Origin of the sequence: Synechococcus sp. CBW1002 (genome assembly GCF_015840915.1) — a bacterium.
GTDB lineage: Bacteria > Cyanobacteriota > Cyanobacteriia > PCC-6307 > Cyanobiaceae > CBW1002.
Genome location: NZ_CP060398.1, coordinates 809,668 through 834,737 on the forward strand (window position 1 = coordinate 809,668; position 25,070 = coordinate 834,737).

Below are 25,070 nucleotides of genomic sequence, written 5' to 3' on the forward strand. Positions count from 1 at the left end.
CCCCGGTCGGAGGCTGAGGCCGGCCCGCCTCTTGCGGGCGGTCCAACCACAACCCCCTGGGGCCTGGGTTTCTGATCTTCAAGCAGCGACAGTGTCCTGCGGTCTGGGATGGTTGACCCGCACGACTGTTGGCTGAGCCCAATCGCGAGGTGGCCTGGCCCAGCGGCGTGGATGTTGCGCACGCGCCTGCTCATAGGTCTGCTGACGGACTCTGCAGATCGCGTCAGCTTCTCCGTAGTGACGTTGATTGGGCGTCACATACTTGATGCCGCTGTGACGATGCTCAGCGTTGTACCAGTCAACAAAACCATCGACCCAGGCACGCACTGAGAGAAGATCCCGGAAACGACGCACTGGATAGCTCTGGTGATATTTCATGGTTCGGAACCATGACTCAACGTAGGCGTTGTCATTGCTCACCCGCGGCCGCGAGAATGACAGGGAGATGCCGAGCTCGGCCAGCTTGGCGGCCAAGGTGTAGGAGCGCATGGGTGCTCCGTTATCGGCGTGCAGGATCGTGGTCGACCCCGAGCTGATCCCTTCATCACGGCAGACACGATCAAAGAAGTGCTTGGCCAGTTCGCCGCATTCACGATCGTGCACCTCAACACCAAGGATGCGCCGGCTCCACACATCCATCACCATATAAAGGTAGTAGAACTGACCCTTCACAGGCCCCGGCAACAGGGTGATATCCCAGGCCAGCACTTGATGGATGCCCGTTGCCTCCAGCACGGGTGGCTCTCTTGGCTCCCGCGGTGGGCGGCTCCTGCCGCGATGATTTAACAGGCCTTCCTGGCGCATGATGCGGTAAATCGTTGACTCCGATCCCACGTAGACTCCCTCCTCGGCAAGGATCGCCACGATCTGACCAGGCGTGAGATCGGCAAAGCGTGGATCGTTGACAGTGGACAACACCTGTTGGCGCTCCTCCTCGCTGAAACGATGCATGACATGCCTGGACGCTCCCTTGCGTTGATCGCAGCTGAATCCCTGGGTCCGAATCATCAAGCCCCATCGCCTCAGCGTGCGTGTCGCCAGGCCGAAAAGATCAGCAATGGCCTTGGCCGAAAGGCCACGACTGATGCCTTCCTGTAGAAGCGCGACGATCGCACCGCGATCGCCAGACGGAATCAAGGATCCTCGTCCGGTTGAAAGATCTGGTTGAACTTTTTTGAGAGCATCAACAACGTCGCCGCTTCTGTCAGTGCTTTTTCTTTCTTCTGCAATTCACGCTCCAGCTGGCGATTCCGCCGGACCAGTTCCTGATTCTTGCGTTGCAGTTCCCGCTGATCAGCCATGCTCGGCGCGCTGGGGCCATTGGCATCCTCGGCGGCCTGGCGCCAACGGGCAACCTGCTTGGGGTACAGCCCCCGCTCCCTGCAGAACGACCCGAGCTCGCTTCCGTTCAGTCCTGCGGCCTGGATCACGGCTGCCAGCTTGTCGGCAGCGCTCCACTGCTCCGGCGGCCGGTTCGTGGCAGGCACCAGCTGGCCCTGCTTCTGCCACTGGCTCCGCCAGTTGTAGATGGTCTGCGCCGTGATCCCGGTGTCGCGGGCGATCTCAGCCACGCTCTCAAGGTTCGGAGGGCTCATCCGCAGGCGGACGGCTTCCCGCAGAGCGGCGTCATAGGGCGGTTGCATAGTCGTCGGTTGGGCCCCCAGGTGGACGGGTCAAACCGAGCGGACTTCTTTGCTGACACTGGGGGACGCGTCGCAGTTCTGCAAAGGCTTTGGGGCACCTGCCAAGCCATTTCGAATGGCATTGGGTGCCCTGATCATCAAAGCTCGCATGGCGATCACAGACGAGGAGCTGGTTGAGCAACTCAAGGAAAATCCGTACCTGCAATTCTTCATTGGATTAGAAGCGTTCCAGTTCTCAGCACCGTTCGATCCATCGATGATGGTCTATTTCCGGAAGCGCCTGCCGGAGTCAGTGATCAACGACTGCAACGAACGGATCGTGCGCCATGGGCTGAATGTGATCCAGGCCGCAGATGCCGACGATGATCAAGGTGCAGACAAAGGTGGCGGTTCTTCCACGGGGCATGGCAGCAATGATCACACGTCTATGCCATCGGCCAACCAAGGCACACTCTTGATTGACGCCACATGCGCACCGGTTGACATCCGCTATCCGACTGATTTATCTCTGCTCAATGAAGCCAGAGAAGTTACAGAAAAACTGATTGATGCGATGCATCCGCCGATCAGAGAGGCGTTTGGCCAGAAGCCACGTACGCATCGAAAGAAAGCCCGTCAGCAGTTTTTGGCAGTGGCAAAGAAGAAGCGCCCTCGCATCAGCAAGATTCGAAGAGCGATTAAGCAGCAGCTCGGCCATCTTCAACGGAATCTTGGCAGTATTGATGCCCTGATCGCTTGCGGTGCCTGAGGTGGGTGCCTTTTATTGGACAGTTCCGGCCCCTGACATCGTTAACCCAGGACGGGTGGAACATGGTTCGGCCTCAGTGTAGACCGCGTGGGGAGTTTTGCCTCCAAGGGAACTGTGAGGTCTTACATGGCAATACCGCCACAGGAAGCGGGCCAGGCTGATTTCAGCGTCCCAGCCATCGCTGTATGCCCGTAGGTAGACCTCCTCGTACTTGACAGTCCTCCACAGCCGTTCAACAAGGATGTTGTCGTAGCACCGCTTTCTGCCGGACCAGCTGATCTGGATCCGCTCCCCTTTGAGTCTGGCCACAAAGTCAGCGGACGTGAACTGACAGCCTTGATCGGAGTGGAAGATCTCTGGCCTACGGCCGCCTCCCAAGGCCATCTCCAGGGCCTCCAGACAGAACTTCGTGTCAAGGCTGTTGGAGAGCCTCCAGCTGAGCACATGCCTGGAATGGAGATCCATGATCGCCACCAGATAGAGGAACCCTTTCTGCAGAGGGATGTAGGTGATGTCGGTCGCCCAGACCTGATCCACCGACGTGACCTGCGTGAGGTCCACCAGGCAGGGGAACCGCACGGACGGATCACCTGGAACCGTCGTCCGGGGCTTCTGGTAGATCGCCCGTAATCCCATGCGCCGCATGAGGTTTCGCACTCGATCTCGGCTGATCGGGATACCATCTTGGGCCAGATAGTCCACCATCCGGCGGCTGCCGCTGCAGGGATCCTCCAGGTAGAGAGCATCGATCCTGGCCATGATCCGCAGCGTCGATACACGGACCGGTGTCGGCCGGTAGTACAGCGTGGATCGAGGCAGCCCCAGCAGCGCACACTGCCTGCTGATGCTGAGCTCGGGGTGGTCGTGATCGACCAGCTTGCGCAGTTCACGGGCATCAGAGCAGTTGAGACTTTTTTTTGAGCCACTCCAGCTCCATCTGCAGCCGTCCGATCTGCTGGAACAGCTCCGCCTCCTTGGCCTGCCCCTCCTCCTTGTCCTTGGTCTTCTTGCCTCGGGTGAAGAGCTCGCTGGCACCGTCCAGGAGCTGCCGCTTCCACTGGCTCACCTGGATCGGGTGGATGGCGTGGTCGGCGGCGATCTCCTGGATCGTCTTGCGGCCACTGATCGCCTCCATGGCGACCCTGGCCTTGAACTCGGGGCTGTGGGTGCGGCGCTTGCTCATCGGTGGGAGCCCCTTTCAGGGGCGGTACCCCGCCTCAGAGGTTAACGATGGGGCCTGTCCAGAAAAGCCAGACCACCTCAGCCTGCCTTTTGGCCGCAGGAAGACACTGGTATCACAAACTCTTGGTGGTCAGCGAGCTGATTCGCCAGCAGAAGATTCTCTACCACTCAGACAGCAGAAGCATCCCCAATTGGATCGTGAGCCTCTTCCAAGCTCACATCAGGCCCATAGTTCGTGGCAAAGCCAGATGTAATGTCGAATTCGGAGCCAAGATCTCAATTTTAGTTACGGGTGATGGATTCACCTACCTAGACCGCTTGAGCTACGACCCCTACAACGAAGGAGAAGATCTAGTACCCGTTCAGGAGTCGGGACAGCTCGCAACGAACATCGGGCTTGCTGAACCCTTGACGGTGGCTTGATTCCTGGTTGCATCTCAGTAAGAGACTCCTTGCGATGACCACCCCACCGGCCGGGATTTCAGAAGCCGATTGGGCCGCCACCCCGGTGGGAGTGAAGGCTGGATTTCTTGAGCTGGTCAGTCAGTGCCAGAGGCAGCAACAGGAGATCGAGCAGCTCCGCATCCAGCTCACCGCCCTGGCGACCGAACTGGCCCATCTGCGCGAGCGGATCGGCCGCAGCTCCCGCAATTCTTCCAAGCCTCCCTCCAGTGATGGCCAGGGGTTTAAGCCGCCCGAACGACGCAAGGGCAGTGGCCGCAAGCGCGGCGGCCAGCCGGGCCATCCCGGATCTGGGCCGGAGCTGCTGCCGATCGAGCGGGTGGATGAGGTGGTCGAGCACCACCCCCAGGCCTGCCGCCGCTGCGGCACGTTGCTACAGGGTCAGGATCCCGAGCCCTTGAGGCACCAGGTGATCGAGATTCCACCGATCACGCCTCTGGTGATCGAGCACCGGCTGCACCGCCTGGTCTGCCCCTGCTGTACCACCAGCACCTGTGCCTCGTTACCGGCGGAGGTGGAAGTAAGCCATTACGGTCCCCGGCTCAGTGCTCTGGTGGGTCTGCTGGGTAGTGCCTTCCCGTTGAGTTTCAGCAAGACCCAGGCGCTGCTGGATCAGCTGCTGGGGGTACAGATCAGCCGGGGAGCGATGGCCACTATCCGCCAGCGCTTGAGTGCAGCACTGGAGCAGCCCATGCAGGAGGCCCTTGCGTTTGCCCGTCAGCAGTCGGTGGTCTATGTCGATGAAACCGGTGCCCCCACCGGTAATGCCGATGGGGGCAACCCCGATGGCCGGCGCGGCTGGGAGTGGGTCATGGTGACCGCCATGGGGGTGACAGTGTTCTTGCAGAGCCTGAGCCGCTCGGCTGCCGCCGCGATCGACCTGCTCGGGAATGCCTTTGGCGGAATTGTGGTGAGCGACCGCTTCTCCGCCTACAACCATCTCCCGCTGGAGCAGCGCCAGCTGTGCTGGGCGCACGTGATCCGCGATCTCACTGCCATCGCTGACCGTCAGGGCGCCAGCGGTGAGATTGGAGCGGAGCTGCTGGGCCTGCAGCAGCAGCTGTTTGCCCAGTGGCACCGCTACAAAGACGGAACGATCGACTGGTCCACGTTGCAGCAGGGCTGTCGGCCGATCCGCCAGGCGTTTGTGGGCACGCTGCAGCGGGTTGTGGAGCTGGGCTGCCAGCGCGGCGAGCGAACGCCGTGGGCCAAGACGGTGCGTACCTGCCATCAGTTGCTGCAAGTGAGCGATGGCCTCTGGACCTTCCTGGAGATTGAAGGGATCGAGCCCACCAACAACGCAGCCGAGCGTGCCCTGCGCCATTCGGTGATTCAGCGCAAGATCAGCCATGGCGTCCAATCCCGCCAGGGTGCAATCTGCCGCAGCAGGTTGCTCACGGTCACCACCAGCCTGCGGCAACAGGGCCGTGATATCTGGCAGTTCCTGGAGCAGGCCTTGATCGCCCATCATCGCGGCGGTGAGATGCCATCGCTGTTGCCGAATCCCTGAGCCGGCCGTCATCGATCGTGGTGTCTGTGGTCGCTTGGTGATCAGCGATCAAGGGCGGTGAATGCTGCGCGGCTGCGTCACGGCCCCTGAACGGATACAAGATCTAAAGGCTCAAGCAAGAGCCTATCGCCGTCGTCATGGTCATTATCCAGAAGTGATCTGTGCCGATCAGATCTATCGGACTCGAGCGAACCGCGCTTTCTGTCAGCGTCATGGGATTCGCCTGAGTGGACCTCGCCTTGGTCGGCCCAAGAGCGATCCTGAGCTTGTGGCAGAAGAGAAGAGACAGTTTCTTGATGATCAACGGCAACGTAACGCGGTAGAAGGCAAAATCGGACAGGGGAAGCGGCGATTTGGATTGGGTTTGATTCGTGAGAAGCTCGCTGCCACCCAAGGATCAGCCATTGCATTGGCTGTACTGGTGATGAACCTCGAGAAGCTGCTGGGGCTTCTTTTGGTCCTTTTTGCCTTCTTGTTTCAGCTACTGATCGGCACTGAATCCATCCGAAGAGGCGAGGAGCGGCTCCTGAGCAATCAACCGGCTGCAGCCTGAGCAACACTCAGTGTTAGGGCGGGGCCTCCCCACTTTGCTGACCTAGGGCTGGTTCTTACTTTCTCAGGAGGCCCTATTTCGGGCCTCCTGAGAAGGGGCAAAGCGGCTGCGCCGCAGTGGATCCGAGCAGATTTCAACTGTAGAATGTGCCCAATTCGGCTCGATATCGCCGAAAAGCAGTCCAGAGTTTTCCGCATGTATCGGCGCGAGCATCGTCATCAGCTCTCGTTTGAGGATTTCTTCTTGCCGTTTGGCGGCAAACTCTCTGGTGACAATCGCTGGATCAAGCTTGCTGAGCTCATTCCCTGGGATAAGCTGGAGGACGACTACGCGTCGCAGTTCTGCAAAGGCTTTGGGGCACCTGCCAAGCCATTTCGAATGGCATTGGGCCCCCAGTGTCAGCAAACGAACCAGTACGCGCGTACGCCCTCGCGCCCGAAACACCCACGGCCAAGCCAGAGCGCCCTTGCCACTCTGGTCATGAGGACATCGGGCCATGGCCGATGACATCTTTGGAGGCCTGACCCCGAAAGCAAACGTGGCCTGGGATTCGAATTGCGCTCCCTGCCCTGGCGACGGCTCGACTGACCAATGAGTTAGTCGGCCGATCCCGATTAGGAATTTGCTGATTTTAGTGCGCGAATCCTGCCTGATGCCCTCCCGATCACCTAGTGAGTCCTTAAGCCATGGGAGAACCAATTTCAGCAGGCAAGCGCCGAGCTCGTCTGAAAGTCATTAACCCTCGTTCCGCTGGAATTGATGTCGGCAGTAGATTCCACGTTGTTGCTGTTCCTGTCGAGCTTGATCCGAATCCCGTCCGCAAGTTTTCAAGCTTCACAAAGGATCTAATCGCACTCGCCGAATGGCTGCTGGCAGTTGGAATTAGCACCATTGCCATGGAGTCCACTGGAATCTACTGGGTTCCGCTTTACGAGATTCTCTCTGGCAAAGGCATTGACGTCTTTCTTGTTAATGCCAGGCACGCCAAGAATGTTCCGGGCCGCAAGACGGATATCAACGATGCACAATGGCTTCAGCAGCTCCACAGCTACGGCCTGGTGAGAGCAAGCTTTCGTCCAGACCAAAAAATCACAGAACTACGCTCATATCTGCGGCAGCGTGATCAACTTGTTCGATACCGCTCGTCTCATCAGCAACACATCCAGAAGGCGCTGATGCTTATGAATCTTCAGCTTCATCATGTTGTCAGAGATATCAGCGGACTAACCGGTAGGCGAATCATCGATGCCATACTTTCAGGTGAGAGGGACCCCGAAAGACTCGCTTCTCTCCGAGACAGACGCTGCAAGGAGAGCGCGGCAACAATTGCGGCTGCTCTTGAGGGGAACTACCAAGACGATCACTTGTTCTCTTTGAAGATCGCAGTTGAGCTCTTTGACACCTATTCAGAGAAGATCAGGGCCTGCGAGCTTGCGGCACAATCATTGATGACAGAGCTTGCCGGCTCGGACTATCAAGATCCAGGCAGTCAACCTGGGGATTGGAAGATATGCGGACATGGCTTTGCATTTAACCCAACCCACCTAATTCAAGCCTTGTCAGGCCACAATCTTCTAAGGCTTCCGGGATTAGGACCAACAACAGTTCTCACGCTCATTAGTGAGTGTGGGTTGGACATGAAGCGCTGGCCCAGTGCCCAGCATTTTGTGTCATGGCTGGGACTCAGTCCTCAGAACAGGATCTCAGGGGGAAAGGTACTTTCTTCACGAACACGACAGGGCACTACGCGAGCAGGTAGTGCCTTTTGGATGGCTGCCGTACCGCTGGGAAGAACGAATACTGCACTGGGTGCTTTTCAACGTCGTCTGGCAGCACGTGCCGGAAAGAGTAAAGCATTAATTGCTACTGCCCGAAAGCTTGCCATTCTTTACTACAAGACGCTCCGTGATGGTTTGGTATATCAGGATCCCGGTGCTGCCGCATATCAGGAGGAATCAAGGGATCGTCAGATTCGTGGTCTCCAGCGACGCGCCATTGCCCTTGGTTTTCAACTTGTTGCCTCTGCTTGAGGTGTGGTCAGTCAGCCGAGATCCCTGTTGGCCGTTGGTGTTTCTTAGGAAGAAGTCCGCTCGGTTTGACCCGTCCACCTGGGGGCCCAACCGACGACTATGCAACCGCCCTATGACGCCGCTCTGCGGGAAGCCGTCCGCCTGCGGATGAGCCCTCCGAACCTTGAGAGCGTGGCTGAGATCGCCCGCGACACCGGGATCACGGCGCAGACCATCTACAACTGGCGGAGCCAGTGGCAGAAGCAGGGCCAGCTGGTGCCTGCCACGAACCGGCCGCCGGAGCAGTGGAGCGCTGCCGACAAGCTGGCAGCCGTGATCCAGGCCGCAGGACTGAACGGAAGCGAGCTCGGGTCGTTCTGCAGGGAGCGGGGGCTGTACCCCAAGCAGGTTGCCCGTTGGCGCCAGGCCGCCGAGGATGCCAATGGCCCCAGCGCGCCGAGCATGGCTGATCAGCGGGAACTGCAACGCAAGAATCAGGAACTGGTCCGGCGGAATCGCCAGCTGGAGCGTGAATTGCAGAAGAAAGAAAAAGCACTGACAGAAGCGGCGACGTTGTTGATGCTCTCAAAAAAGTTCAACCAGATCTTTCAACCGGACGAGGATCCTTGATTCCGTCTGGCGATCGCGGTGCGATCGTCGCGCTTCTACAGGAAGGCATCAGTCGTGGCCTTTCGGCCAAGGCCATTGCTGATCTTTTCGGCCTGGCGACACGCACGCTGAGGCGATGGGGCTTGATGATTCGGACCCAGGGATTCAGCTGCGATCAACGCAAGGGAGCGTCCAGGCATGTCATGCATCGTTTCAGCGAGGAGGAGCGCCAACAGGTGTTGTCCACTGTCAACGATCCACGCTTTGCCGATCTCACGCCTGGTCAGATCGTGGCGATCCTTGCCGAGGAGGGAGTCTACGTGGGATCGGAGTCAACGATTTACCGCATCATGCGCCAGGAAGGCCTGTTAAATCATCGCGGCAGGAGCCGCCCACCGCGGGAGCCAAGAGAGCCACCCGTGCTGGAGGCAACGGGCATCCATCAAGTGCTGGCCTGGGATATCACCCTGTTGCCGGGGCCTGTGAAGGGTCAGTTCTACTACCTTTATATGGTGATGGATGTGTGGAGCCGGCGCATCCTTGGTGTTGAGGTGCACGATCGTGAATGCGGCGAACTGGCCAAGCACTTCTTTGATCGTGTCTGCCGTGATGAAGGGATCAGCTCGGGGTCGACCACGATCCTGCACGCCGATAACGGAGCACCCATGCGCTCCTACACCTTGGCCGCCAAGCTGGCCGAGCTCGGCATCTCCCTGTCATTCTCGCGGCCGCGGGTGAGCAATGACAACGCCTACGTTGAGTCATGGTTCCGAACCATGAAATATCACCAGAGCTATCCAGTGCGTCGTTTCCGGGATCTTCTCTCAGTGCGTGCCTGGGTCGATGGTTTTGTTGACTGGTACAACGCTGAGCATCGTCACAGCGGCATCAAGTATGTGACGCCCAATCAACGTCACTACGGAGAAGCTGACGCGATCTGCAGAGTCCGTCAGCAGACCTATGAGCAGGCGCGTGCGCAACATCCACGCCGCTGGGCCAGGCCACCTCGCGATTGGGCTCAGCCAACAGTCGTGCGGGTCAACCATCCCAGACCGCAGGACACTGTCGCTGCTTGAAGATCAGAAACCCAGGCCCCAGGGGGTTGTGGTTGGACCGCCCGCAAGAGGCGGGCCGGCCTCAGCCTCCGACCGGGGGCCGGCCGCTCAAGCCTGCGCTCCTGATCAACGCGCGATGACGATCAACATCCGATCTCGAAGCCCATGATCCTCCATCCGGAGTAGGCTTTCTGAGGTACTCAGATCAGTACCCTGAGCGGACATCTTTGCTGATAGGCGCCGAGGCCTCTCTGGAAAAGGGCGGATGGCAAACCGGCCAGTAGAGAGAACTTGAAGCGAAAGAAGCTTGATCCAATGCCCCACCAACCACGCCACTTACCTCAGGGTTATTCATTTCAACAAGGGTACGCCTGAGCACAAATCAACTGCGGGTGCAGCGCGCGTCCGAAAAACCTGATCAAGAGCGCAGTTCCTGCTACCTAATCCAGCTCCCGGATATGGATCAATTCCTGAGGCTCCTGAATGTCCGCGGGGCAGTTCGGTGCCTTCTGGCGCACGACTTCCTCCGCGACACGCTTCAGGATGTCACGGCGGCGATCGGCAGCCCAGGGGTGGCATGCGTGCCAGTGGTCAGCAGACTCCCCCCAAATCAGAGCGACGCTGTCGCTGCTGCCCAGCTCAGAGTAAAACGTCAGACTCCCTGTCGGCTCGTGATAGGCAATGGCACCGCAACGCCCTGTCTCACGAATCTCCACGCGCCAGGGTCGCAGCCAGTCAGACATCGGGATAACCCCGGTTCCAGGATGCGGTCGCTGTCAATCACCTGAGAAGAGGCCGATGATCCGATGCTCGGCGGGACTACCCGCTGTGCGAGGGAGGAAATCGGTGCGCAAGCAAGCCCAACGCGGAAACCGTTTGCAGGAAGGGCTTTGGAAGATTTTTCAAGCGGTGACTGAGATGCGCGATGCCGGGTTCGAACCAGCGACATCCTGCTTTTAAGGCAGGCGCTTTCTCTAGTTGCGGCAAGGGATCTGAGGCCATTTCTGGGCATCTGTGCGTAGATCTGTGCGTACAGCCTGTGCAGCGGGTGTCCTCCCGTGCGCACGGGCACCTGCGTCCCGTCTCCGTGGCTCGGCTCCGCGGTACTGAGGCTGGGCCCCAGGCGCATTCAGCGGAGGCCCACCGGCTGATCTCCGCGTCGGGTTCAGAGCCGGAGAGCAGACCGAGGTCTGCTGCCGTTCTCGCTGGCATGGCCTGATCAAGCGAAGGGCTGCGCGCTCACCTTGGCTCAGGCTCCTCAGGACTCTCGTCTCTGCTGCGGTGAGGCTGCAATCATCACCACCCGATCACGGCCCTGCTCCTTGGCCGCATACATGGCGGCGTCAGCGCGGGCGATCAAGGCATCGAGCGACTCATCCGGCTGCGCCACGGCCACACCCACGCTGATGCTCACCTGCAGGTCGCCCGCCTGCGTCGGTACGGGCACATGGGCTGCAAGCCGCAGCTTCTCGGCAATGGCCTTGGCATCCTCGGGGCCATGGAGGTCAGTGAGCACCACCATCAGCTCATCGCCGCCGATGCGGGCGGCAAGATCGGTGGATCGCAGACAGGAGCGCACCCGGATCCCGATCTCCTGCAGCACGGCATCGCCGGCCTGGTGGCCATGGATGTCGTTCACGTTCTTGAACCGGTCCAGGTCGCAGAAGAGCACTGCCAGCTTCTCGCCCCGGCGCTGGTGGCGAGCCATGAGGCGCTCAATCTGCCGGAACATCTCCTCCCGGTTGAACAGAGCGGTGAGGCTGTCGGTGCCGGCGCGGCGCAGCAACTCCTGTTCCTTGGCGACCTCCGTGTCGATGAGGCGGAAGGAGGCAATAAAGCCATCCATCCGACCCTTGGCGTCTCGGAAGGCACTGGCGTGGGTCTCGGCCCAGTGCCAGTGCCCATCCTTGGCACGCACACGATCGCGGGCCACGACCGTTTTTCCGGCCCGCAGACGCTCAAGATTCGCCTGGTACTGCTTCGCTGACCCGCGGTGTTCGAGGAAGTCGGTGCCGCGATGCCCGATCCACTCCTCGGGCCGCCAGCCCAGCACGGCGGTGAGTGAGGGCGACACCCAGCGCAGGGTGCCATTGGGGGCGATCTGGATCACCACGTCGGCGGCGTTCTCCGAAAGGAGACGGAACCGTTCCTCGGATCGCACCAGGTCCTGCTGGGCATGGATCTGATCGGTGATGTCGATGGCCTGGCCGATGAAGAAGTCCACCCGTCCATCGGGCCGGCGCACGCAGGACACGCTGACGTCCATCCAGCGGATGCTGACATCGCTGCGCAGGTAGCGCTTGCGGATCCGATAGCTGTCGCGCCGGTTGGCCTGGATCTCCTGCAGCAGCTGCTCCTCCCTGGCGATGTCATCGGAGTGGGTGACATCACGCCAGTGGATGGCGAGCGGGCGCTCTGGATCGAGGCCGAGCATCTCGCAGAGGGCTCTGTTCAGGCGGATCAGCCGACCATCGGCGTCCGAAAGGGCCACCCCAGCGGGGGCGGCATCAAAGGTGAGCCTGAGGATCTGCTCCTCGCGGTGGCGCTGCTCCAGCTCGCGGGTGCGCTGGTCGGAGAGCCACACCGCCGCGGCGGTGACGGCGCTGAGCCCCAGCAGCCGGGAGGCGAAATCGATGGAGAAGGGCTCTCCCCTCGTGTGGGCGGAGGCGATCGCCAGGACATAGGCCCCGACGATCAACGGGAGCATCTGGCGAGGCGCTGCGATGCTCGCCGAGAGCACCACCACGAAGAAATAGAACGTAAGCAGCGGAACGCTGCTCGGCAGCAGCAGATCCAGCAGAAAGATCCCGACCATCACCAGAGCCAGCCCCCAGAGCTTGGCGCGGCTCCCCGCGGCTTCTGGTGCGGCAGTGGTAGGGAGAAGGGCGATCACGAATCGCAGGAACTGGGGATGCGGCCGCCGGGTTGGTAGCAACGTACCGGTGGGAGCGCTCGGACGATCACGATGTAACCGAGTCCCTGGGGCGGTGCGGCCTGTCCGTTCTGAAGGTCTGGTGGATGCAGCACACCGGATGGCGCCGTTGCAGATTTCCTCTGGGCATCGGGGGATGGTCTCAGCTAGAGCGCTACGAACAACCGATTGGCCACCAGGCGTCTGAAGTGGTCGCTGACCGTGCTGGCCCTCCACGGATCCCTCACGAGCCAGCCAGCCTCGAAGTTGTGGCGCTGGGCGGTCTCGCTGAATTTGGCGCTGGTCACCAGAGCGCTGGCTCGATCGGTGCCGCCATCGGCGGCAACCACCCTATCCAGCCAGTGCCCGCTCAAACCCTTGGCGGCTCAGATCCGTTCCTTCTTCCCCAAGACAGGCGGCCTCGGCCATGGCACGGGGGAACAAGGGTCTGTTGGCCAACTCGGGGAAGGCCTCAACACTGCTCCGGCAGAGGCTGGCCAGGTAAGAAAGGGTGGCGTCGTGATCCTTGTTCTGCCAGAGCCGCAGGAAGTGGCGCTCCTTGGCATCCACGCGGCGCTGGTCACCGCTCCAGCTGCAGAACACATCAAAGGTTTCGTAGTTGGTGCTCCAGCCATTCGGGGTCTCATTGATGCTGCCGGTGAAGGCCAGCCGATCCCCATGGCGATCTTCCACGACCCCTTCCTTGGCGTGGAAGATCGCCCCATCACTGCTGATCTGACCTTCCTGCGAGGGCAGGCCAACGCGAATCTCCAGATGCCCCTTCTGCACCAGCCAGGCGAGCAGCTCAGCGGCCAGATCGGTAACGCTGCCGTCGCCTGGGGTCACGCCCTTGAATGGGAACTGCTTGGTGAGCTGTTGCTCCAGCAGGTGGGAAGGGCTCAGGCCTGTGGCCAGGGCCTGAAGATCGGCCGAGCTCATGAAGAAGCCTGTGATCAGGCGCATCTGGCCACGGCCGCGGCCATCGGGGGAGGCCAGCACGAGTTGTTCCACTCCATCAAGGACCTGCAGCAGGGAGCGGCTGGAGAAGTAGCCGGTGATTCGCCAGTAGCGCACGGCCTCCTGCAGCACCGGGCGGTAGAACCCCTCCAGGAGGTTGTCCTGGGAGCTCGTGAAGCTGTCCTGCCAGCCGTGATCCTTCAGGCCGGTCATGGCGTGGAGCGAACGACCTCAGCCACATGGTCCACAAGCGCCACGGCTTGTTGGTGCCAGAGCTGGCGATCGAGTTCCATGGACTCGGGTTCGGCGTCGTAGCGGAACTGCACAGCGAAGGCCGTGAAGGCCTCCAGCGGCAGGAATCCCTCTACAGACTCACCTGCATCGGCAAGCCGACCGAACAGGGAGGTGAGGTTGTGGATGAAGGGCGGGTCATCTCCAAGGCTGAGAAGCCATGCCTTGAGCGCTTTCTCCACGGCCTGTTGGATCTGGAAGCCCCAGTTCGCTTCGGCAATGGAGGTGTCCTGAAGGACCTCAGCCGCCTTCAGATCGCGGCGGGCGATCCGCAGCATGGCCTCGGCGTCAGGGTTGGCCATGCAGCAGCCTTCCCTCGCGATAAGCGCGAGCGATCACATGGCTGAGCCATTGACGCCGCTCTTCCACCTGGCTCTGGGAATACAGCAACAGGTCCACGGGAATGCGGTGGTGACTGAGCTTGCGCCACAGCCTGCCCAGGGTGTCGAAGCGGTTGTGCTGAGCCAGCCAGCTGTCGCTGGCGGTGATCAACAGGTCCACATCGGAGTCGGAACCTGCATCACCCCGGGCGCGGGAGCCGAACAGCCGCACCTCTGCCCCCGGGATCTCCTGGCGGATCTCGGCAGCCATCTGCTGCAGCTGGGTTTCGCTGATGGCGTAGGTGGGGGCTGTGGTCATGGCTGTTCCTCCACAGTTCAGGGTGCTTCGGCCAGCTCAGCAAGCACCAGTTCCAGCTGCTTGGGCGCTGGCACCTGCTCAGCCAGTGCCAGGCGGCGCAGGTTCTCCAGGGCTTCGAAGTCTGACGCGGCAGGAGCCGCGGTCTTCACAGGATCGAAGCCTGTGTAGCGCGAGGAACTCGGCGCGGGGGCAACAGAGGTCATAGATGGTTGGCGGGGCCATGCCGATGTGCTGCCGAAACATGAGCAGGCCTAGAAAGCATGACGCAGACGGGAGAGGCGTGCAGAGGTCTGAGAAGGACTGCAGGATCTACCGAGTGCCTCTATGCGGTAGGTGCATAGGTTCAACCTCAATCTCGCCTCATCTGTCTCAACGCAGTCCCGCTTAGCTGTCTGAAGGGATCCGAATGCCGCCCGGTCCTTGGCGTCTCTGGACTCGATCTTGCCCAGGTTGAGCTCCAGCTCCAAGAGCTGTCGCAACTGACCGAACCATCGAGGCCCCAGGCTCCCCCTGCATCGCCTGATCCGCTTCTGGTGGTTAAGCGCCTGGCTCACCAGCTCCGAGCTGGCCGAGCTGCTGGGTGTCTCGCTCACCGCTCCAGATCCTGAGGACTGGGTAGAACGCTTCCCCCGTCCTGGCTTCCTGGTGGAGACAGCGAAGCCCATCGGCAGAGGTTCTGGAGGCTCTACCTCGATGGCCTCGCTGCCCCGGTCAGATCCCCGGGTGGCGTCCCCCTTCCTACAGACCCTTCAGTCGCTCCGCCTGCTTCTGCTCTTGCGTAAGCAGGCGAATGGCCTCTGCACGGCGGAGATCGCTCTCACCAGCAGCAGTCATCAGGTCGGCGCACTAGCCCGCCGAGCGGGCCGCCCAGCCCAGCATCGGCAGGCCGGCGGCGGCTCAGCGCTCTGGTCGGACGCCGCTCGAGTCTTGTGACGCACAAAGAGGCGTCCAGCATCGCGAAACTTGGCAAGCAAACGCCACTTTCTGGCCTGTAAGGCCACAGGGGGACCGTTATGGACCATTGGACACGAGCCATGGCTCTGCCCCTCGAAACCTGAACATCTCTTTCGGAGCGAAGGGCTCCTGGCTGCTCGCCATGAGTGCCTGCCTTCTGCGCCTTGCGCATGTGCGCACAGCCGTGCGCACAGAAGCTGTTTCAAGCAGTATCAAGCCCCATTAAGCGGATCGGGCCATTCCGGCTAATCCCTGTTCAGGACTGAAGAATTGAGATGCGCGATGCCGGGTTCGAACCAGCGACATCCTGCTTGTAAGGCAGGCGCTCTACCGCTGAGCTAATCGCGCGTCTCTCCATTGTGCCTGCTGCCGGTTCGCCTGCCGCCGGTGAGAGGATGGGCCTCTGGCCAGCCGGGCAGAGGATGTGAAGGGAGAGGACGCCAAGCGCAAGACCCGCATCCGTGCGCTGGAGAGGAAAGTCCGTCTCGAGCAGGCCTGGTTCACCTTCCGGCGGGCCAGTGTGGTGATCGGGTTCGCCGGCCTGCTGTTGCTCCTCTTCCTGGTCGGCTCCTGGCTCACCAGCGGACCGAGCGGCGAGGACCAGATCGATCGGGAGAGCGTCGACACCTGCGTGCAGCAGCAGCAGCACAGCTCCGGCAATATTGATCTCTGCTATTGAGCGCTTGTCCACTGAGCCCTCGATCCGTGAACTCAGGCTGGCCCCCATGAAGACTCCGCCATGGTGATCGACGTTCAGGCCACCCTGCCGGACGACCAGCGTCAGGCGATCGGGAAGGCCGGGCTGGCCGCCCTGATGACCATGGCCCGCCTGCGCGGCACACCATCGGCCAAGGCCATGGCCGCGATCCGGGGCGTTCGCGATCACCTCCTGCACCTCGATCTGGCACTGGAGACCCTGCCGGACATCGATCCAGAAGCCCTGGCCGCCCGGGTGAATGGCGTGAATCCGGATCCCCAGTGGCGCGAGCGCATCCTGCGGGGCATGACCCTGGTGGCCCTGTTCGATGGCACGCCCACACAGCAGCAGCTGGACCTGCTGGAGCGCTCCGCCCAGTGTCTGAACGTGGATCCGGGCCCGGTACGCACCTTCCAGCAGGTGATGGAGCACCAGGCCTGGCTGGTGCGCCTCGATGTGGCCCGGCGCGGCTTCATCCCCCAGGCCTTCAAGGCCATGTGGCGCCAGGAGGGGCTATCCGCCGCCCTGGCCAGCGCCCGGGTGCTGCTCGGCCAGGAGGATCGGGCCATGGCCGAGCGCTACCGGCAGCTGCGGAGCTACCCGGAAGGCAGTTTCGGGCTGGCCTACGCCAACTTCATCGACCGCAACGGCTTCCAGTTCCCCGGTGAGCACGGCGGGCCACCACCGCCGGTGATGCACCACGACTGCTGCCACGTGCTGGGGGGCTATGGCACCACCCCCGCCGAGGAGGGCGCGGTGCTCGGCTTCCAGGCGGGCTTCGAGAAGGTGGACCCCTTCTATCTGCTGATGTTCGCCCTGGCGGAATTCGAGCTCGGCATCGGCGCCTCGCCCTTTGTGCCGGCCGGGCGCGGCCAGCTCGATGTGGATCGGATCTTCGCGGGCCTCGAGCACGGCTCCCACGTGAGCGTGGACCTGTTGGCCGGCATCGATCCCTGGGACCACTTCGCCGCCCCTCTCGAGCAGGTGCGCCAGCGGTTCAACGTGCTGCCGCGGGGCCGCGCCCCGGAAGAACTGTCCCAGGCCTGAACAGCCTGCACACTGAGCAACCGGCACACCGACGGGAACACGACCGGTTCATGGCCAGCGGCACCGACCACGACCGCACCACCTGCCTGCTGAGCCTGCCCTTCGGGTTGCTGTGGTGGCCGCTGCTGGGAATCATGGGTGTGGCAACGGCCAGCCTGGCGTTCCTGGTGGGCGGGCTGTGGCTGTCGCCGGATCTGGACACCCGCTCCAATGCCACCCGCCGCTGGGGCCTGCTGCGCTGGTTGTGGTGGCCCTACCGGCGGGGTCTGTCGCACCGTTCCCTGATCTCCCACAGCCCCCTGATCGGCACCGGCGGGCGGCTGCTCTACCTGGCGGCCTGGATCCTGCTGCTGAGCCTGCTGCTGCAGCCGCTCGGCAGTCCAGCGCCGGCCAGCCTGCTGCAGGCCTCTGCGCGGCTCTGGCACGACCAACGGCCCCTGCTGCTCACCGCCCTGATCGGCCTGGAGGCGAGCAGCTGGCTGCATCTTCTGCAGGACGGCGACCCGATCCCGCGCCTGCCACGGATCCTGCGCCGCAGGAGATGAGAGGGTTTGGGCGGACCTCCCCGCCCCCTCGTGATGCGCCCCGATCCCCTGTCGTGCCCGCCGGGCTCCGGCGCCGCCCCTGACCCGAGCGACAGCCTGGCCGCCCTGGCGGAGCTGATCGCGGTGGTGGATCAGCTGCGGGATCCGGAGCACGGCTGCCCCTGGGATCTGGAGCAGACCCACGCCTCCCTGGTGCCCTACGTGCTCGAGGAGGCCCATGAGGTGGCGGATGCCATCCGCCACGGCGACGACCGGCATCTGGAGGAGGAACTGGGGGATCTGCTGCTGCAGGTGGTGCTGCACGCCCGCATCGCCAGCGAAGCGGAGCGCTTTGATCTGGCGGGGATCGCCCGGGGCATCAGCGCCAAGCTGGTGCGCCGCCACCCCCACGTGTTCGAACCACCGGCCGACCCTGCCGCCGGCAACCGGGGATCAGGCGGCGACAGCGCCGCCGTGACGCGCACCTGGGAGGCGATCAAGGCCCAGGAAGCGGCCACCACCTCGGCCAGCCCCCTGAGTGATCGCCTGGCCGCCAAGGTGCGTGGCCTCCCCGCCCTGGCCGGCGCCATGACGATTTCGAAGAAGGCCGCCGTGGCCGGCTTCGAATGGGACGACCTGCACGGCGTCTGGACCAAAGTGCACGAAGAGCTTGACGAGCTCAAGGAGGCGGTGGAGGAGGCCCGCAACAGCGGCGATCGGACCCATGCCCAGGAAGAACTGGGAGACGTGCTGTTCACCCTGGTGAATGTGGCCCGCTGGTGCGGCATCGACCCGGAGGAAGGCCTGGCCGGCACCAACCACCGCTTCCTCGATCGCTTCTCCCGGGTGGAGGCAGCCCTGGGCGGTGATCTGCGGGGGCGGAGCCTGCAGGAGCTGGAGGGCCTATGGCGGCAGGCCAAGGCCGAGATCCGAGCTGAAGCCGCGGCAGACCTCACGGCCAACTCCGCTTCAGACTCCGATGCCGGCCGCCAAGGCTGAGGGGTGCGCTGCGGCCTCAGCTCCGGACTGCAGTTCACTCCTCCGGCAAGCGCTGCCGGCGTTGGCCCTTGAGGGCACCGCGCTGCTTCTTGGCGGCCAGGCGCCGCTCCACCGAGCCGCGGCTGGGCCGCGTGGCACGCCGCGGCGGCGGCGGCGGCGCCATGGCCTGCTGCAGCAGCTCCACCAGACGCTGCCGCGCCGCCACCCGGTTCTGCCACTGGGAACGGTGCTCAGAGGCCGTGATCACCACCGCCCCCTCCACCAGGCGCCCCTCCAGACGACGCAGGGCGCGGGCCTTCTGCAGAGGCGGCACGGCAGCGGACGTGGCCAGGGGGAACACCAGCTCCACGCGTGAATCGGTGGTATTCACGTTCTGACCACCGGGCCCGGAGGAGCGGGAGAAGCGCCAGCTCAGGTCCGCCGCCGGGATCAGCACCGCCGCCGTGACGCGCAGATCACCACTGGGCTGTTGGCCTGGCATGTGTTCAGGATGACAGGACACCTGCCAGAGACAGCGAGGTGAAACATGGATGCTGTGTAACCGTACGGAGATTCACTCCGGGCGGCCCCACCCCATGGCGAACCCCAAAACCTGGATCGACGAGATCTTTGATGGCGTGCGCTACGGCCTGGCCGGCCGTGTACTCGCAGAAGAGCAGTCGCCCTACCAGCTGGTGACGATCATCGAGAGCGAGCGCTATGGCAAGGGCCTGCTGCTGGATGGCTGCTGGATGACCGCCGAGCGGCAGGAGCGGCACTACCACGAGGCGATCGTGCATCCGGCCCTGTGCGGCGCCGCGTCGATCGAGCGGGTGCTGGTGATCGGCGGCGGCGATGGCGGCACCGCCCGCGAGTGCCTCCGCCACACCGGCGTGCAGCACCTCGACATGGTGGAAATCGACGGGCTGGTGGTGGAGTGGAGCCAGCAGTACCTGCCCTCGATCGGAGGCGGCTGCTGGAGCGACCCCCGCTTCCACCTCACCGTGGGCGATGGCATCGCCTGGGCCGCCAACGCGCCGCCGGCCAGCTACGACGTGGTGATCGTGGATGGCTCCGATCCCGCCGGCCCGGCCGAGGGCCTGTTCAATCGGGCCTTCTTCGAGCACTGCCGCCGCATCCTCAAACCCGGCGGCGTGTTCGCCACCCAGAGCGAATCCCCCGAGGCCTTCCGGCAGGTGCACCTCGACACCGTGGGCCTGCTTCGCGAGGTGTTCGGCCACGCCGATCCGATGTACGGCTGGGTGCCGATGTATCCGAGCGGCTGGTGGAGCTGGACCTTCGCCGCCCTCGATGGCCGCCGCTATCTGGAGTCGGATCCGGCGCGCGCCGCGGCCATCGGCGAGGGCTGTGAGATCTGGTCGCCCCGCTGGCAACGTGGGGCCTTCGACGCCATCCCCGCAGGCATCGAGCGCGCCCTGAACGCATGAAAAGCCTCTTTGTCACGGATTTGTTTGACACCGATGGCGCCATCTACATGGCCAGCCGCCGCGATCCCGCCGGCTGCCGCGTGGGGTTGTTCGGCGTGCCCTACGACGGCACCACCTCCTTCCGCCCCGGCACCCGTTTCGGGCCTGCGGCGATCCGCGAGGTGAGCAGCGGCCTCGAGACCTACTGCCCCCAGTTGGACCTGGATCTGGATGATCTGGCCTTCGCCGACTTCGGGGCCCTGGAGATCCCCTTCGGGGCCCCGGAACCGGTGGTGGCCGCGGTGCGGCGGGGTACGGAACACCTGCTGAGCCTCGGCCTGCGGCCCCTGATGCTGGGCGGCGAGCACTCGATCAGTTCCGGTGCCGTGGGCGCCGTGGCGGCCCACCAGCCGGATCTGGTGCTGGTGCAGCTCGATGCCCATGCCGATCTGCGCCACAGCTGGCTCGGCAGCCAGCACAGCCATGCCTGTGCCATGCGCCGCTGCCTGGAAGTGTTGCCCAGCCAGCAGCTGCTGCAGATCGCCATCCGCAGCGGCACCCGCGATGAATTCAGCGAGCTGCACCAGAGCGGCCGGCTGGTGGCGATCGAGCGGATGGCCGCAGCACTGCACCCGCTGCGCGGCCGCCCCCTCTATCTCACCGTGGATCTGGACTGGTTCGATCCCGCCGTGATGGCCGGTACCGGCACTCCCGAACCCGGCGGCTTCCTCTGGAGCGACTTCGCCGCCCTGGTGGACGAACTCCGCCACCACAACCTGGTGGCAGCGGATGTGGTGGAGCTGGCCCCCCAGCTCGATCCCAGCGGGGTGAGCAGCGTGCTGGCCGCCAAGGTGTGCCGCAGCCTGCTGTTGCTGCTGGGCCGGACAGCCGGCCACTGATCGCAGCCCGCTGGAGTCAGTAGCAACAGGTGCCGCTGGTGCGCTGCTCCCGCAGGCGATCGTGCTGCTGACCCAGGAGCATCACCGCCAGGGTGGGGTGGTTATGCAGCAGGTTGAGGAAGCGGAGCCGCTCCAGACGCAGCACTTCCACCGGGGTGCGCGCGATGGCATCGTTACGGAAGGCAATCTGTCGCCACATGATCTCCTGGTAACTGAACAGCTCACCAGGCCTGTAGCAGAGCCGATTCCCCTGCTCGTCCACCAGCTCCACGATGCCGCGGCGCACGGCATAAATCGCATCGGCCATCCGACCGCGCGTAAAGATGTGGGCCCCGGTGGGGAAGGTGAAGATCTCGCAATCGACCTGATCTGCCATCAGGGCGATCGGAGAGGGAGCAGCGGGTGTCGTGACCAATCTGGTCACCTCCTGGTTGAAAGGTTCTGATGATTACATTCCTACATCCGCAGGCGCCACAACGGCAGCGGAGAACACCAAGCAAAGATCTTGAACGGGCCGATCAGGGCTTTCGGAGGCTGCAGTCTGCCCAGCTTCAGGCTTCCAGCCTCTGGGACTCGTCAGGCTCCATGGACAGACAGAGCTGGCGGCTGGGGACATGGCTGAAGCGTGTCGCCATGCCGGACGAACCTGCGCCCTCAGGGCCCATGCCGGGCAACCGGGGTGGACGGGCTGTCCAGTGATGGCACCAGAGGTCTCCGGACAGATCGGGATGGATGGACAGGCGACGCAGCTTGCACCAGCCCATCTCATCGCCACGGGGAGGCGTGCAGTGGCGACAGCTGCGGCAGCTGGAACGCTGACCCATCGGAAACCCATCAAGGGGCCCAAGGTAAAGAGGTCACGGAAGGATCGCCAGGCAAACAGCCCGAATCCTCCACTTTCCTTCAGCAAGTCAACCCTGCAGGAGGTCGATCCGTACAGCATCGAAGCAGACATCTCCCTGGGGAAGACCGCGGCTGCTCTCCAGCAACTGCTCTCCATAGGATCCGGCCAACGCTGCACTCCCTCCATGGCCGCCCCCGCCACCGATCCGTTGCAACGCACGCCCCTGTTCGAAGCTGCCCGCGACGCCGGGGGGCGGATGGTGGCCTTCGCCGGCTGGGAGATGGCTGTGCAGTTCGGCGGACTGGTGCAGGAGCACACGGCCGTGCGCCAGCGCTGCGGCCTGTTCGACATCTCCCACATGGGGGTGCTCACCCTGCGGGGCGACGGGGTGAAAGACGCGCTCCAGACCCTGGTGCCGACCGATCTGTTTCGCATCGGCCCCGGCGAAGCCTGTTACACCGTGCTGCTCAACGAGGCGGGCGGCATCCTCGATGATCTGATTGCCTACGACTGCGGCCAGGTGGCCGGCGAGGGCGGCAGCAGGGGCGAGCTGGTGCTGGTGATCAATGCCGCCTGCATCGACGCCGACACCGCCTGGCTGCGCCGCCACCTCGAGCCGCAGGGGGTGACTCTCGCCGACCGCAAGGGCGACGGGGTGCTGCTGGCCCTCCAGGGCCCGGAGGCACCGGCGCGGCTGGAGGCCCTCAGCGGCGCCGATCTCTCCGGCCTGCCCCGCTTCGGCCATCGGCAGATCCTGCTGTCCGGCGCCGCCACCGGAGCGGCCGCCGGCGCCCCCGTGTTCGTGGCCCGCACCGGCTACACCGGCGAAGACGGCTTCGAACTGCTGCTGGATCGCCAGGCCGGCCTCGCCCTCTGGCAACAGCTGCTGGCCGAGGGGGTGGAGCCCTGCGGCCTCGGGGCCCGCGACACCCTGCGCCTGGAGGCGGCCATGCACCTCTACGGCAACGACATGGATGCAACCACCACACCCCTGGAGGCCGGCCTCGGCTGGCTGGTGCACCTGGAGATGCCCAAGCCCTTCATCGGGCGGCAGGCCCTGGAGCGGCAGACAGCGGAAGGCGTTGGGCGGCGGCTGGTGGGCCTGGAGCTGCAGGGGCGTGCCATCGCCCGCCACGGCTACCCGGTGCTGTGTAACGGCGAGCCGGTGGGGGAGATCACCAGCGGCAGCTGGTCGCCCACGCTGGGCAAGGCGATCGCCCTGGCGTCGGTGCCGGTTGGCTCCGCCCGCCTCGGCACGGAGCTGGCGGTGGAGATCCGCGGGCGCGAGGAGCCAGCGCTGGTGGTACGGCGGCCGTTTCTTCGGCGGGGTTGAGGGTGGCCTGGACGGAGCGGGCCGATCCACCACGGCAGGCCGCCATCGCCCTGGGCAGCAACCTGGGCGACTGCCGCGCCACCCTGGAGGGCGCCCTGGTGGAGCTGGATGCCAGCCCCGGCATCCGCCTGCTGCGTCGCTCCGCCTGGTACCGCAGCGCACCGGTGGGGCCGCCGCAACCCGACTATCTCAACGGCTGCGCCGTGCTGGAGGTGCTCCTGTCGCCGGAGGCGCTGCTCGATCGGCTGCTGGAAACGGAGACCCGATTCGGGCGGGTGCGGGCCGAGCGTTGGGGGCCGCGCACCCTCGACCTCGACCTGATCCTGCTCAGCGACCTGCGCCTGGATGGCGAGCGCCTGCAGCTCCCCCATCCGCGCATGCGGGAGAGAGCCTTCGTTCTGGTGCCGCTGGCGGAGATCGCGCCCGACTGGATCGATCCGCTGACGGGCCTCAACGTGGCGGCCCTGGCCCGGCAGCTGCCGGACGACGGCGGCCTGGAGCGGCTGGCGCTGCAGAGCTGATGAGCGACTTCTTCCAGAACGGCATCGTCACCACCCTCCACGACCTGGGGGGACGCAGCGAGGCCTCTCTGGCGGCTGCGGTGGCGGAGCAGGCGCAGCGCCTGCCGCTCACCCTGGTGCTGCCCTGTCTGCACGCCGAGCTGCGGGGTCCGGCCCTGGAGCCGTTCGTGCGCCAGCTGGCCACCATTCCCTGGCTGAACGAGATCGTGATCGGCCTCGATCGGGCCGATGCCGCTGGATTCCGCGAGGCCCTCGCCCTGTTCAGCCAGCTGCCCCAGCCGCACCACCTGATCTGGAACGATGGCCCCCGGGTCACCGCACTGATCAAAGACCTGGGGCATCAGCAGCTGGCGCCGGCGGAACGGGGCAAGGGCCACAACATCTGGCTCTGCCTGGGCCTGGTCCAGGCCCTCGGGCGGGCCGAGGTGGTGGCCCTGCACGATTGCGATGTGGTGAGCTTCACGCCGCGGATGCTGGCCCGGCTCGTCTATCCGCTGCTGCATCCCGACAGCGGTTTCGTGTTCGCCAAGGCCTACTACCCGCGGATCAGCGCTGGGGTGATGTATGGGCGGGTCAGCCGCCTGTTCGTCACCCCCCTGCTGCGGGCCCTGCGGCGCTGCCTGCCCCCCAGCCGCTACCTGGAGTTTCTCGACAGCTTCCGCTACCCGCTCGCCGGCGAGTGCGCCATGCGGTGGAGCGCGGCACGGCGTCTGCATCTGCCCAGCGACTGGGGAATGGAAATCGGCGTGCTCACCGAGATGTTCCGCGATCACTCCACCCGCCAGCTCTGCCAGGTGGACATCGCCGAGGCCTACGACCACAAGCATCAGCCGTTTCCGCCCGAAACCGATCACAAGGCCGATCACGAGACCGATCACGGCGGTGGCGGCAGTGGCCTCGGGCGGATGGGCCGCGACATCGCCCTGGGGCTGTTCCGCGGGCTGGCGGCCCAGGGCCAGGTGCTCGATCTGGCGCTCGTGCGCAGTCTCGCGACCGCCTATCAGCGGATCGTGCTGGATCTGCTCGATTCCCACGCCGCCGACGCCGCCCTCAACGGCCTGCGGCTCGATCGCGGCGAGGAGACCCGCGCCGTCTCCTTCTTCGCCGCCTGCCTGCTGGAGGCCGGGCGGAGTTTCGTGCAGGAGGATCAGCTCTCCCGGCTCACTCCCACCTGGGATGAGGTGAGCCAGCGCAGGCCCGAGGTCCTGTCGAGGCTGGCAGCGGCGGTGGCGGCCGACCGGGCCGACCGGGCCGACCATGCTGGCGCCTGAGCCCCC

26 protein-coding genes, 1 tRNA gene and 5 pseudogenes are annotated in these 25,070 nt (G+C 64.0%); 18 read left to right on the top strand and 14 right to left on the bottom strand.

Features of this window, described 5'->3' with window-relative positions; translation table 11 throughout:
- Window positions 1-78: 78 nt before the first annotated feature.
- A complete protein-coding gene (locus H8F24_RS03790) occupies window positions 79-1,137 on the bottom strand; it encodes an IS3 family transposase (protein ID WP_231597781.1) in 1,059 nt (352 codons plus the stop codon).
- A complete protein-coding gene (locus tag H8F24_RS19115; protein WP_197157219.1) occupies window positions 1,134-1,643 on the bottom strand; it encodes a transposase in 510 nt (169 codons plus the stop codon). The genes H8F24_RS03790 and H8F24_RS19115 overlap by 4 nt, the downstream gene beginning before the upstream one ends.
- Window positions 1,644-1,710: 67 nt before the next feature.
- On the opposite strand from H8F24_RS19115, the pseudogene H8F24_RS20075 reads away from it, so the two are divergent.
- Together H8F24_RS20075 and H8F24_RS20080 are read left to right on the top strand one after the other, a co-directional pair.
- A pseudogene (locus H8F24_RS20075) lies at window positions 1,711-1,981 on the top strand (transposase); the annotation flags it as partial.
- Window positions 1,982-2,079: 98 nt separating this feature from the next.
- Window positions 2,080-2,388 (top strand): annotated as a pseudogene (locus tag H8F24_RS20080) (IS5/IS1182 family transposase); the annotation flags it as partial.
- 15 nt (window positions 2,389-2,403) lie between these two features.
- Here the strand turns inward: H8F24_RS20080 and H8F24_RS03800 are convergent.
- The gene (locus tag H8F24_RS03800) at window positions 2,404-3,276 is read right to left on the bottom strand and encodes an IS3 family transposase (protein WP_231598222.1); all 873 of its coding nucleotides are present in this window, start codon (window positions 3,274-3,276) and stop codon (window positions 2,404-2,406) included.
- 10 nt (window positions 3,277-3,286) lie between these two features.
- Complete coding sequence (locus tag H8F24_RS19120) at window positions 3,287-3,574, bottom strand: transposase (protein WP_231597691.1); 288 nt, start codon at window positions 3,572-3,574, stop codon at window positions 3,287-3,289.
- An 80-nt stretch (window positions 3,575-3,654) separates the two neighbouring features.
- On the opposite strand from H8F24_RS19120, the pseudogene H8F24_RS03805 reads away from it, so the two are divergent.
- The 7 genes and pseudogenes from H8F24_RS03805 to H8F24_RS03830 form a co-directional block, all read left to right on the top strand.
- Window positions 3,655-3,927, top strand: a pseudogene (locus H8F24_RS03805) (IS5/IS1182 family transposase); the annotation flags it as partial.
- 103 nt (window positions 3,928-4,030) lie between these two features.
- A complete protein-coding gene (locus H8F24_RS03810) occupies window positions 4,031-5,545 on the top strand; it encodes an IS66 family transposase (RefSeq protein ID WP_197170082.1) in 1,515 nt (504 codons plus the stop codon).
- Between the two features lie 97 nt (window positions 5,546-5,642).
- Window positions 5,643-6,015 (top strand): annotated as a pseudogene (locus H8F24_RS03815) (transposase); the annotation flags it as partial.
- Between the two features lie 278 nt (window positions 6,016-6,293).
- Window positions 6,294-6,488 (top strand): annotated as a pseudogene (locus tag H8F24_RS03820) (IS5/IS1182 family transposase); the annotation flags it as partial.
- A 296-nt stretch (window positions 6,489-6,784) separates the two neighbouring features.
- Complete coding sequence (locus H8F24_RS03825) at window positions 6,785-8,128, top strand: IS110 family transposase (protein ID WP_231597702.1); 1,344 nt, start codon at window positions 6,785-6,787, stop codon at window positions 8,126-8,128.
- A gap of 99 nt (window positions 8,129-8,227) precedes the next feature.
- Window positions 8,228-8,737, top strand: coding sequence for a transposase (locus H8F24_RS19125; protein ID WP_197157219.1), 510 nt, complete (start codon window positions 8,228-8,230; stop codon window positions 8,735-8,737).
- Window positions 8,734-9,792 (top strand): IS3 family transposase, encoded by a 1,059-nt coding sequence (locus H8F24_RS03830; RefSeq protein WP_231597781.1) that lies wholly within the window; start codon window positions 8,734-8,736, stop codon window positions 9,790-9,792. Before H8F24_RS19125 ends, H8F24_RS03830 begins: the two co-directional genes overlap by 4 nt.
- A 1,237-nt stretch (window positions 9,793-11,029) precedes the next feature.
- Here H8F24_RS03830 and H8F24_RS03835 read toward each other — a convergent pair.
- From H8F24_RS03835 to H8F24_RS03865, 7 genes are all read right to left on the bottom strand, one after another.
- On the bottom strand, window positions 11,030-12,664 hold the full coding sequence (locus H8F24_RS03835; protein WP_197171022.1) for a sensor domain-containing diguanylate cyclase: 1,635 nt from the start codon (window positions 12,662-12,664) through the stop codon (window positions 11,030-11,032).
- Between the two features lie 185 nt (window positions 12,665-12,849).
- Window positions 12,850-13,032 carry a hypothetical protein gene (locus H8F24_RS03840; RefSeq protein ID WP_231598081.1) on the bottom strand — a complete coding sequence of 61 codons (183 nt, stop codon included), beginning with the start codon at window positions 13,030-13,032 and terminating at the stop codon, window positions 12,850-12,852.
- A 1-nt stretch (window position 13,033) separates the two neighbouring features.
- Window positions 13,034-13,852, bottom strand: a complete 819-nt coding sequence (locus H8F24_RS03845) for a phospholipase D-like domain-containing protein (protein ID WP_197158275.1) — start codon at window positions 13,850-13,852, stop codon at window positions 13,034-13,036.
- Window positions 13,849-14,232, bottom strand: coding sequence for a HEPN domain-containing protein (locus H8F24_RS03850; RefSeq protein WP_197158274.1), 384 nt, complete (start codon window positions 14,230-14,232; stop codon window positions 13,849-13,851). The genes H8F24_RS03845 and H8F24_RS03850 overlap by 4 nt, the downstream gene beginning before the upstream one ends.
- On the bottom strand, window positions 14,219-14,569 hold the full coding sequence (locus H8F24_RS03855) for a nucleotidyltransferase domain-containing protein (RefSeq protein WP_197158272.1): 351 nt from the start codon (window positions 14,567-14,569) through the stop codon (window positions 14,219-14,221). The genes H8F24_RS03850 and H8F24_RS03855 overlap by 14 nt, the downstream gene beginning before the upstream one ends.
- A gap of 17 nt (window positions 14,570-14,586) precedes the next feature.
- Window positions 14,587-14,772, bottom strand: a complete 186-nt coding sequence (locus H8F24_RS03860) for a hypothetical protein (protein ID WP_197158271.1) — start codon at window positions 14,770-14,772, stop codon at window positions 14,587-14,589.
- A gap of 1,027 nt (window positions 14,773-15,799) precedes the next feature.
- Window positions 15,800-15,871 (bottom strand) — tRNA-Val (locus H8F24_RS03865).
- A gap of 76 nt (window positions 15,872-15,947) precedes the next feature.
- Here H8F24_RS03865 and H8F24_RS03870 point away from each other — a divergent pair.
- Genes H8F24_RS03870 through mazG form a run of 4 tightly spaced genes read left to right on the top strand, consistent with a single transcriptional unit; the run spans window position 15,948 to window position 18,790 of the window.
- Window positions 15,948-16,202 (top strand): hypothetical protein, encoded by a 255-nt coding sequence (locus H8F24_RS03870; protein WP_197171023.1) that lies wholly within the window; start codon window positions 15,948-15,950, stop codon window positions 16,200-16,202.
- Between the two features lie 60 nt (window positions 16,203-16,262).
- Complete coding sequence (locus H8F24_RS03875) at window positions 16,263-17,267, top strand: TerB family tellurite resistance protein (RefSeq protein ID WP_197158268.1); 1,005 nt, start codon at window positions 16,263-16,265, stop codon at window positions 17,265-17,267.
- Window positions 17,268-17,317: 50 nt separating this feature from the next.
- Window positions 17,318-17,812, top strand: a complete 495-nt coding sequence (locus H8F24_RS03880; RefSeq protein ID WP_197158266.1) for a metal-binding protein — start codon at window positions 17,318-17,320, stop codon at window positions 17,810-17,812.
- Window positions 17,813-17,845: 33 nt separating this feature from the next.
- A complete protein-coding gene (gene mazG, locus H8F24_RS03885; protein ID WP_197159023.1) occupies window positions 17,846-18,790 on the top strand; it encodes a nucleoside triphosphate pyrophosphohydrolase in 945 nt (314 codons plus the stop codon).
- 34 nt (window positions 18,791-18,824) lie between these two features.
- Here mazG and arfB read toward each other — a convergent pair whose 3' ends face one another.
- Window positions 18,825-19,271: an alternative ribosome rescue aminoacyl-tRNA hydrolase ArfB gene (arfB, locus tag H8F24_RS03890; RefSeq protein WP_197158264.1), complete on the bottom strand. Its 447-nt coding sequence runs from the start codon at window positions 19,269-19,271 to the stop codon at window positions 18,825-18,827.
- Between the two features lie 94 nt (window positions 19,272-19,365).
- Between arfB and speE the strand changes: the two genes are divergently transcribed.
- Entirely contained in the window at window positions 19,366-20,217 is an 852-nt protein-coding gene (gene speE, locus H8F24_RS03895) for a polyamine aminopropyltransferase (protein WP_197158262.1), read from the top strand.
- Complete coding sequence (gene speB / locus H8F24_RS03900; protein ID WP_197158260.1) at window positions 20,214-21,095, top strand: agmatinase; 882 nt, start codon at window positions 20,214-20,216, stop codon at window positions 21,093-21,095. The genes speE and speB overlap by 4 nt, the downstream gene beginning before the upstream one ends.
- Before the next feature lie 16 nt (window positions 21,096-21,111).
- Here the strand turns inward: speB and H8F24_RS03905 are convergent, their stop codons facing one another.
- The gene (locus H8F24_RS03905; RefSeq protein WP_231598082.1) at window positions 21,112-21,519 is read right to left on the bottom strand and encodes a Crp/Fnr family transcriptional regulator; all 408 of its coding nucleotides are present in this window, start codon (window positions 21,517-21,519) and stop codon (window positions 21,112-21,114) included.
- Between the two features lie 127 nt (window positions 21,520-21,646).
- Window positions 21,647-21,919, bottom strand: a complete 273-nt coding sequence (locus H8F24_RS03910) for a hypothetical protein (protein ID WP_197159385.1) — start codon at window positions 21,917-21,919, stop codon at window positions 21,647-21,649.
- A 204-nt stretch (window positions 21,920-22,123) separates the two neighbouring features.
- Between H8F24_RS03910 and gcvT the strand changes: the two genes are divergently transcribed.
- Genes gcvT through H8F24_RS03925 form a run of 3 tightly spaced genes read left to right on the top strand, consistent with a single transcriptional unit; the run spans window position 22,124 to window position 25,064 of the window.
- A complete protein-coding gene (gene gcvT / locus H8F24_RS03915) occupies window positions 22,124-23,272 on the top strand; it encodes a glycine cleavage system aminomethyltransferase GcvT (RefSeq protein ID WP_197171024.1) in 1,149 nt (382 codons plus the stop codon).
- 2 nt (window positions 23,273-23,274) lie between these two features.
- Window positions 23,275-23,793 (top strand): 2-amino-4-hydroxy-6-hydroxymethyldihydropteridine diphosphokinase, encoded by a 519-nt coding sequence (folK, locus tag H8F24_RS03920; RefSeq protein WP_197171025.1) that lies wholly within the window; start codon window positions 23,275-23,277, stop codon window positions 23,791-23,793.
- Window positions 23,793-25,064: a glycosyl transferase gene (locus tag H8F24_RS03925; protein WP_197171027.1), complete on the top strand. Its 1,272-nt coding sequence runs from the start codon at window positions 23,793-23,795 to the stop codon at window positions 25,062-25,064. Before folK ends, H8F24_RS03925 begins: the two co-directional genes overlap by 1 nt.
- Window positions 25,065-25,070 lie beyond the last annotated feature (6 nt).

What these genes read in the sequence shown, in the direction of transcription:
- H8F24_RS03875 (WP_197158268.1), top strand. Translation starts at nt 16,263, where the DNA reads ATGGTGATCGACGTTCAGGCCACCCTGCCGGACGACCAGCGTCAGGCG.
- H8F24_RS19120 (WP_231597691.1), bottom strand. Translation starts at nt 3,574, where the DNA reads ATGAGCAAGCGCCGCACCCACAGCCCCGAGTTCAAGGCCAGGGTCGCC.
- H8F24_RS03925 (WP_197171027.1), top strand. Translation starts at nt 23,793, where the DNA reads ATGAGCGACTTCTTCCAGAACGGCATCGTCACCACCCTCCACGACCTG.
- H8F24_RS03825 (WP_231597702.1), top strand. Translation starts at nt 6,785, where the DNA reads ATGGGAGAACCAATTTCAGCAGGCAAGCGCCGAGCTCGTCTGAAAGTC.
- arfB (WP_197158264.1), bottom strand. Translation starts at nt 19,271, where the DNA reads ATGCCAGGCCAACAGCCCAGTGGTGATCTGCGCGTCACGGCGGCGGTG.
- H8F24_RS19125 (WP_197157219.1), top strand. Translation starts at nt 8,228, where the DNA reads ATGCAACCGCCCTATGACGCCGCTCTGCGGGAAGCCGTCCGCCTGCGG.
- H8F24_RS03845 (WP_197158275.1), bottom strand. Translation starts at nt 13,852, where the DNA reads ATGACCGGCCTGAAGGATCACGGCTGGCAGGACAGCTTCACGAGCTCC.
- H8F24_RS03880 (WP_197158266.1), top strand. Translation starts at nt 17,318, where the DNA reads ATGGCCAGCGGCACCGACCACGACCGCACCACCTGCCTGCTGAGCCTG.
- H8F24_RS03860 (WP_197158271.1), bottom strand. Translation starts at nt 14,772, where the DNA reads ATGACCTCTGTTGCCCCCGCGCCGAGTTCCTCGCGCTACACAGGCTTC.
- H8F24_RS19115 (WP_197157219.1), bottom strand. Translation starts at nt 1,643, where the DNA reads ATGCAACCGCCCTATGACGCCGCTCTGCGGGAAGCCGTCCGCCTGCGG.
- H8F24_RS03855 (WP_197158272.1), bottom strand. Translation starts at nt 14,569, where the DNA reads ATGACCACAGCCCCCACCTACGCCATCAGCGAAACCCAGCTGCAGCAG.
- gcvT (WP_197171024.1), top strand. Translation starts at nt 22,124, where the DNA reads ATGGCCGCCCCCGCCACCGATCCGTTGCAACGCACGCCCCTGTTCGAA.
- H8F24_RS03810 (WP_197170082.1), top strand. Translation starts at nt 4,031, where the DNA reads ATGACCACCCCACCGGCCGGGATTTCAGAAGCCGATTGGGCCGCCACC.
- mazG (WP_197159023.1), top strand. Translation starts at nt 17,846, where the DNA reads ATGCGCCCCGATCCCCTGTCGTGCCCGCCGGGCTCCGGCGCCGCCCCT.
- speE (WP_197158262.1), top strand. Translation starts at nt 19,366, where the DNA reads ATGGCGAACCCCAAAACCTGGATCGACGAGATCTTTGATGGCGTGCGC.
- H8F24_RS03910 (WP_197159385.1), bottom strand. Translation starts at nt 21,919, where the DNA reads ATGGGTCAGCGTTCCAGCTGCCGCAGCTGTCGCCACTGCACGCCTCCC.
- H8F24_RS03850 (WP_197158274.1), bottom strand. Translation starts at nt 14,232, where the DNA reads ATGGCCAACCCTGACGCCGAGGCCATGCTGCGGATCGCCCGCCGCGAT.
- speB (WP_197158260.1), top strand. Translation starts at nt 20,214, where the DNA reads ATGAAAAGCCTCTTTGTCACGGATTTGTTTGACACCGATGGCGCCATC.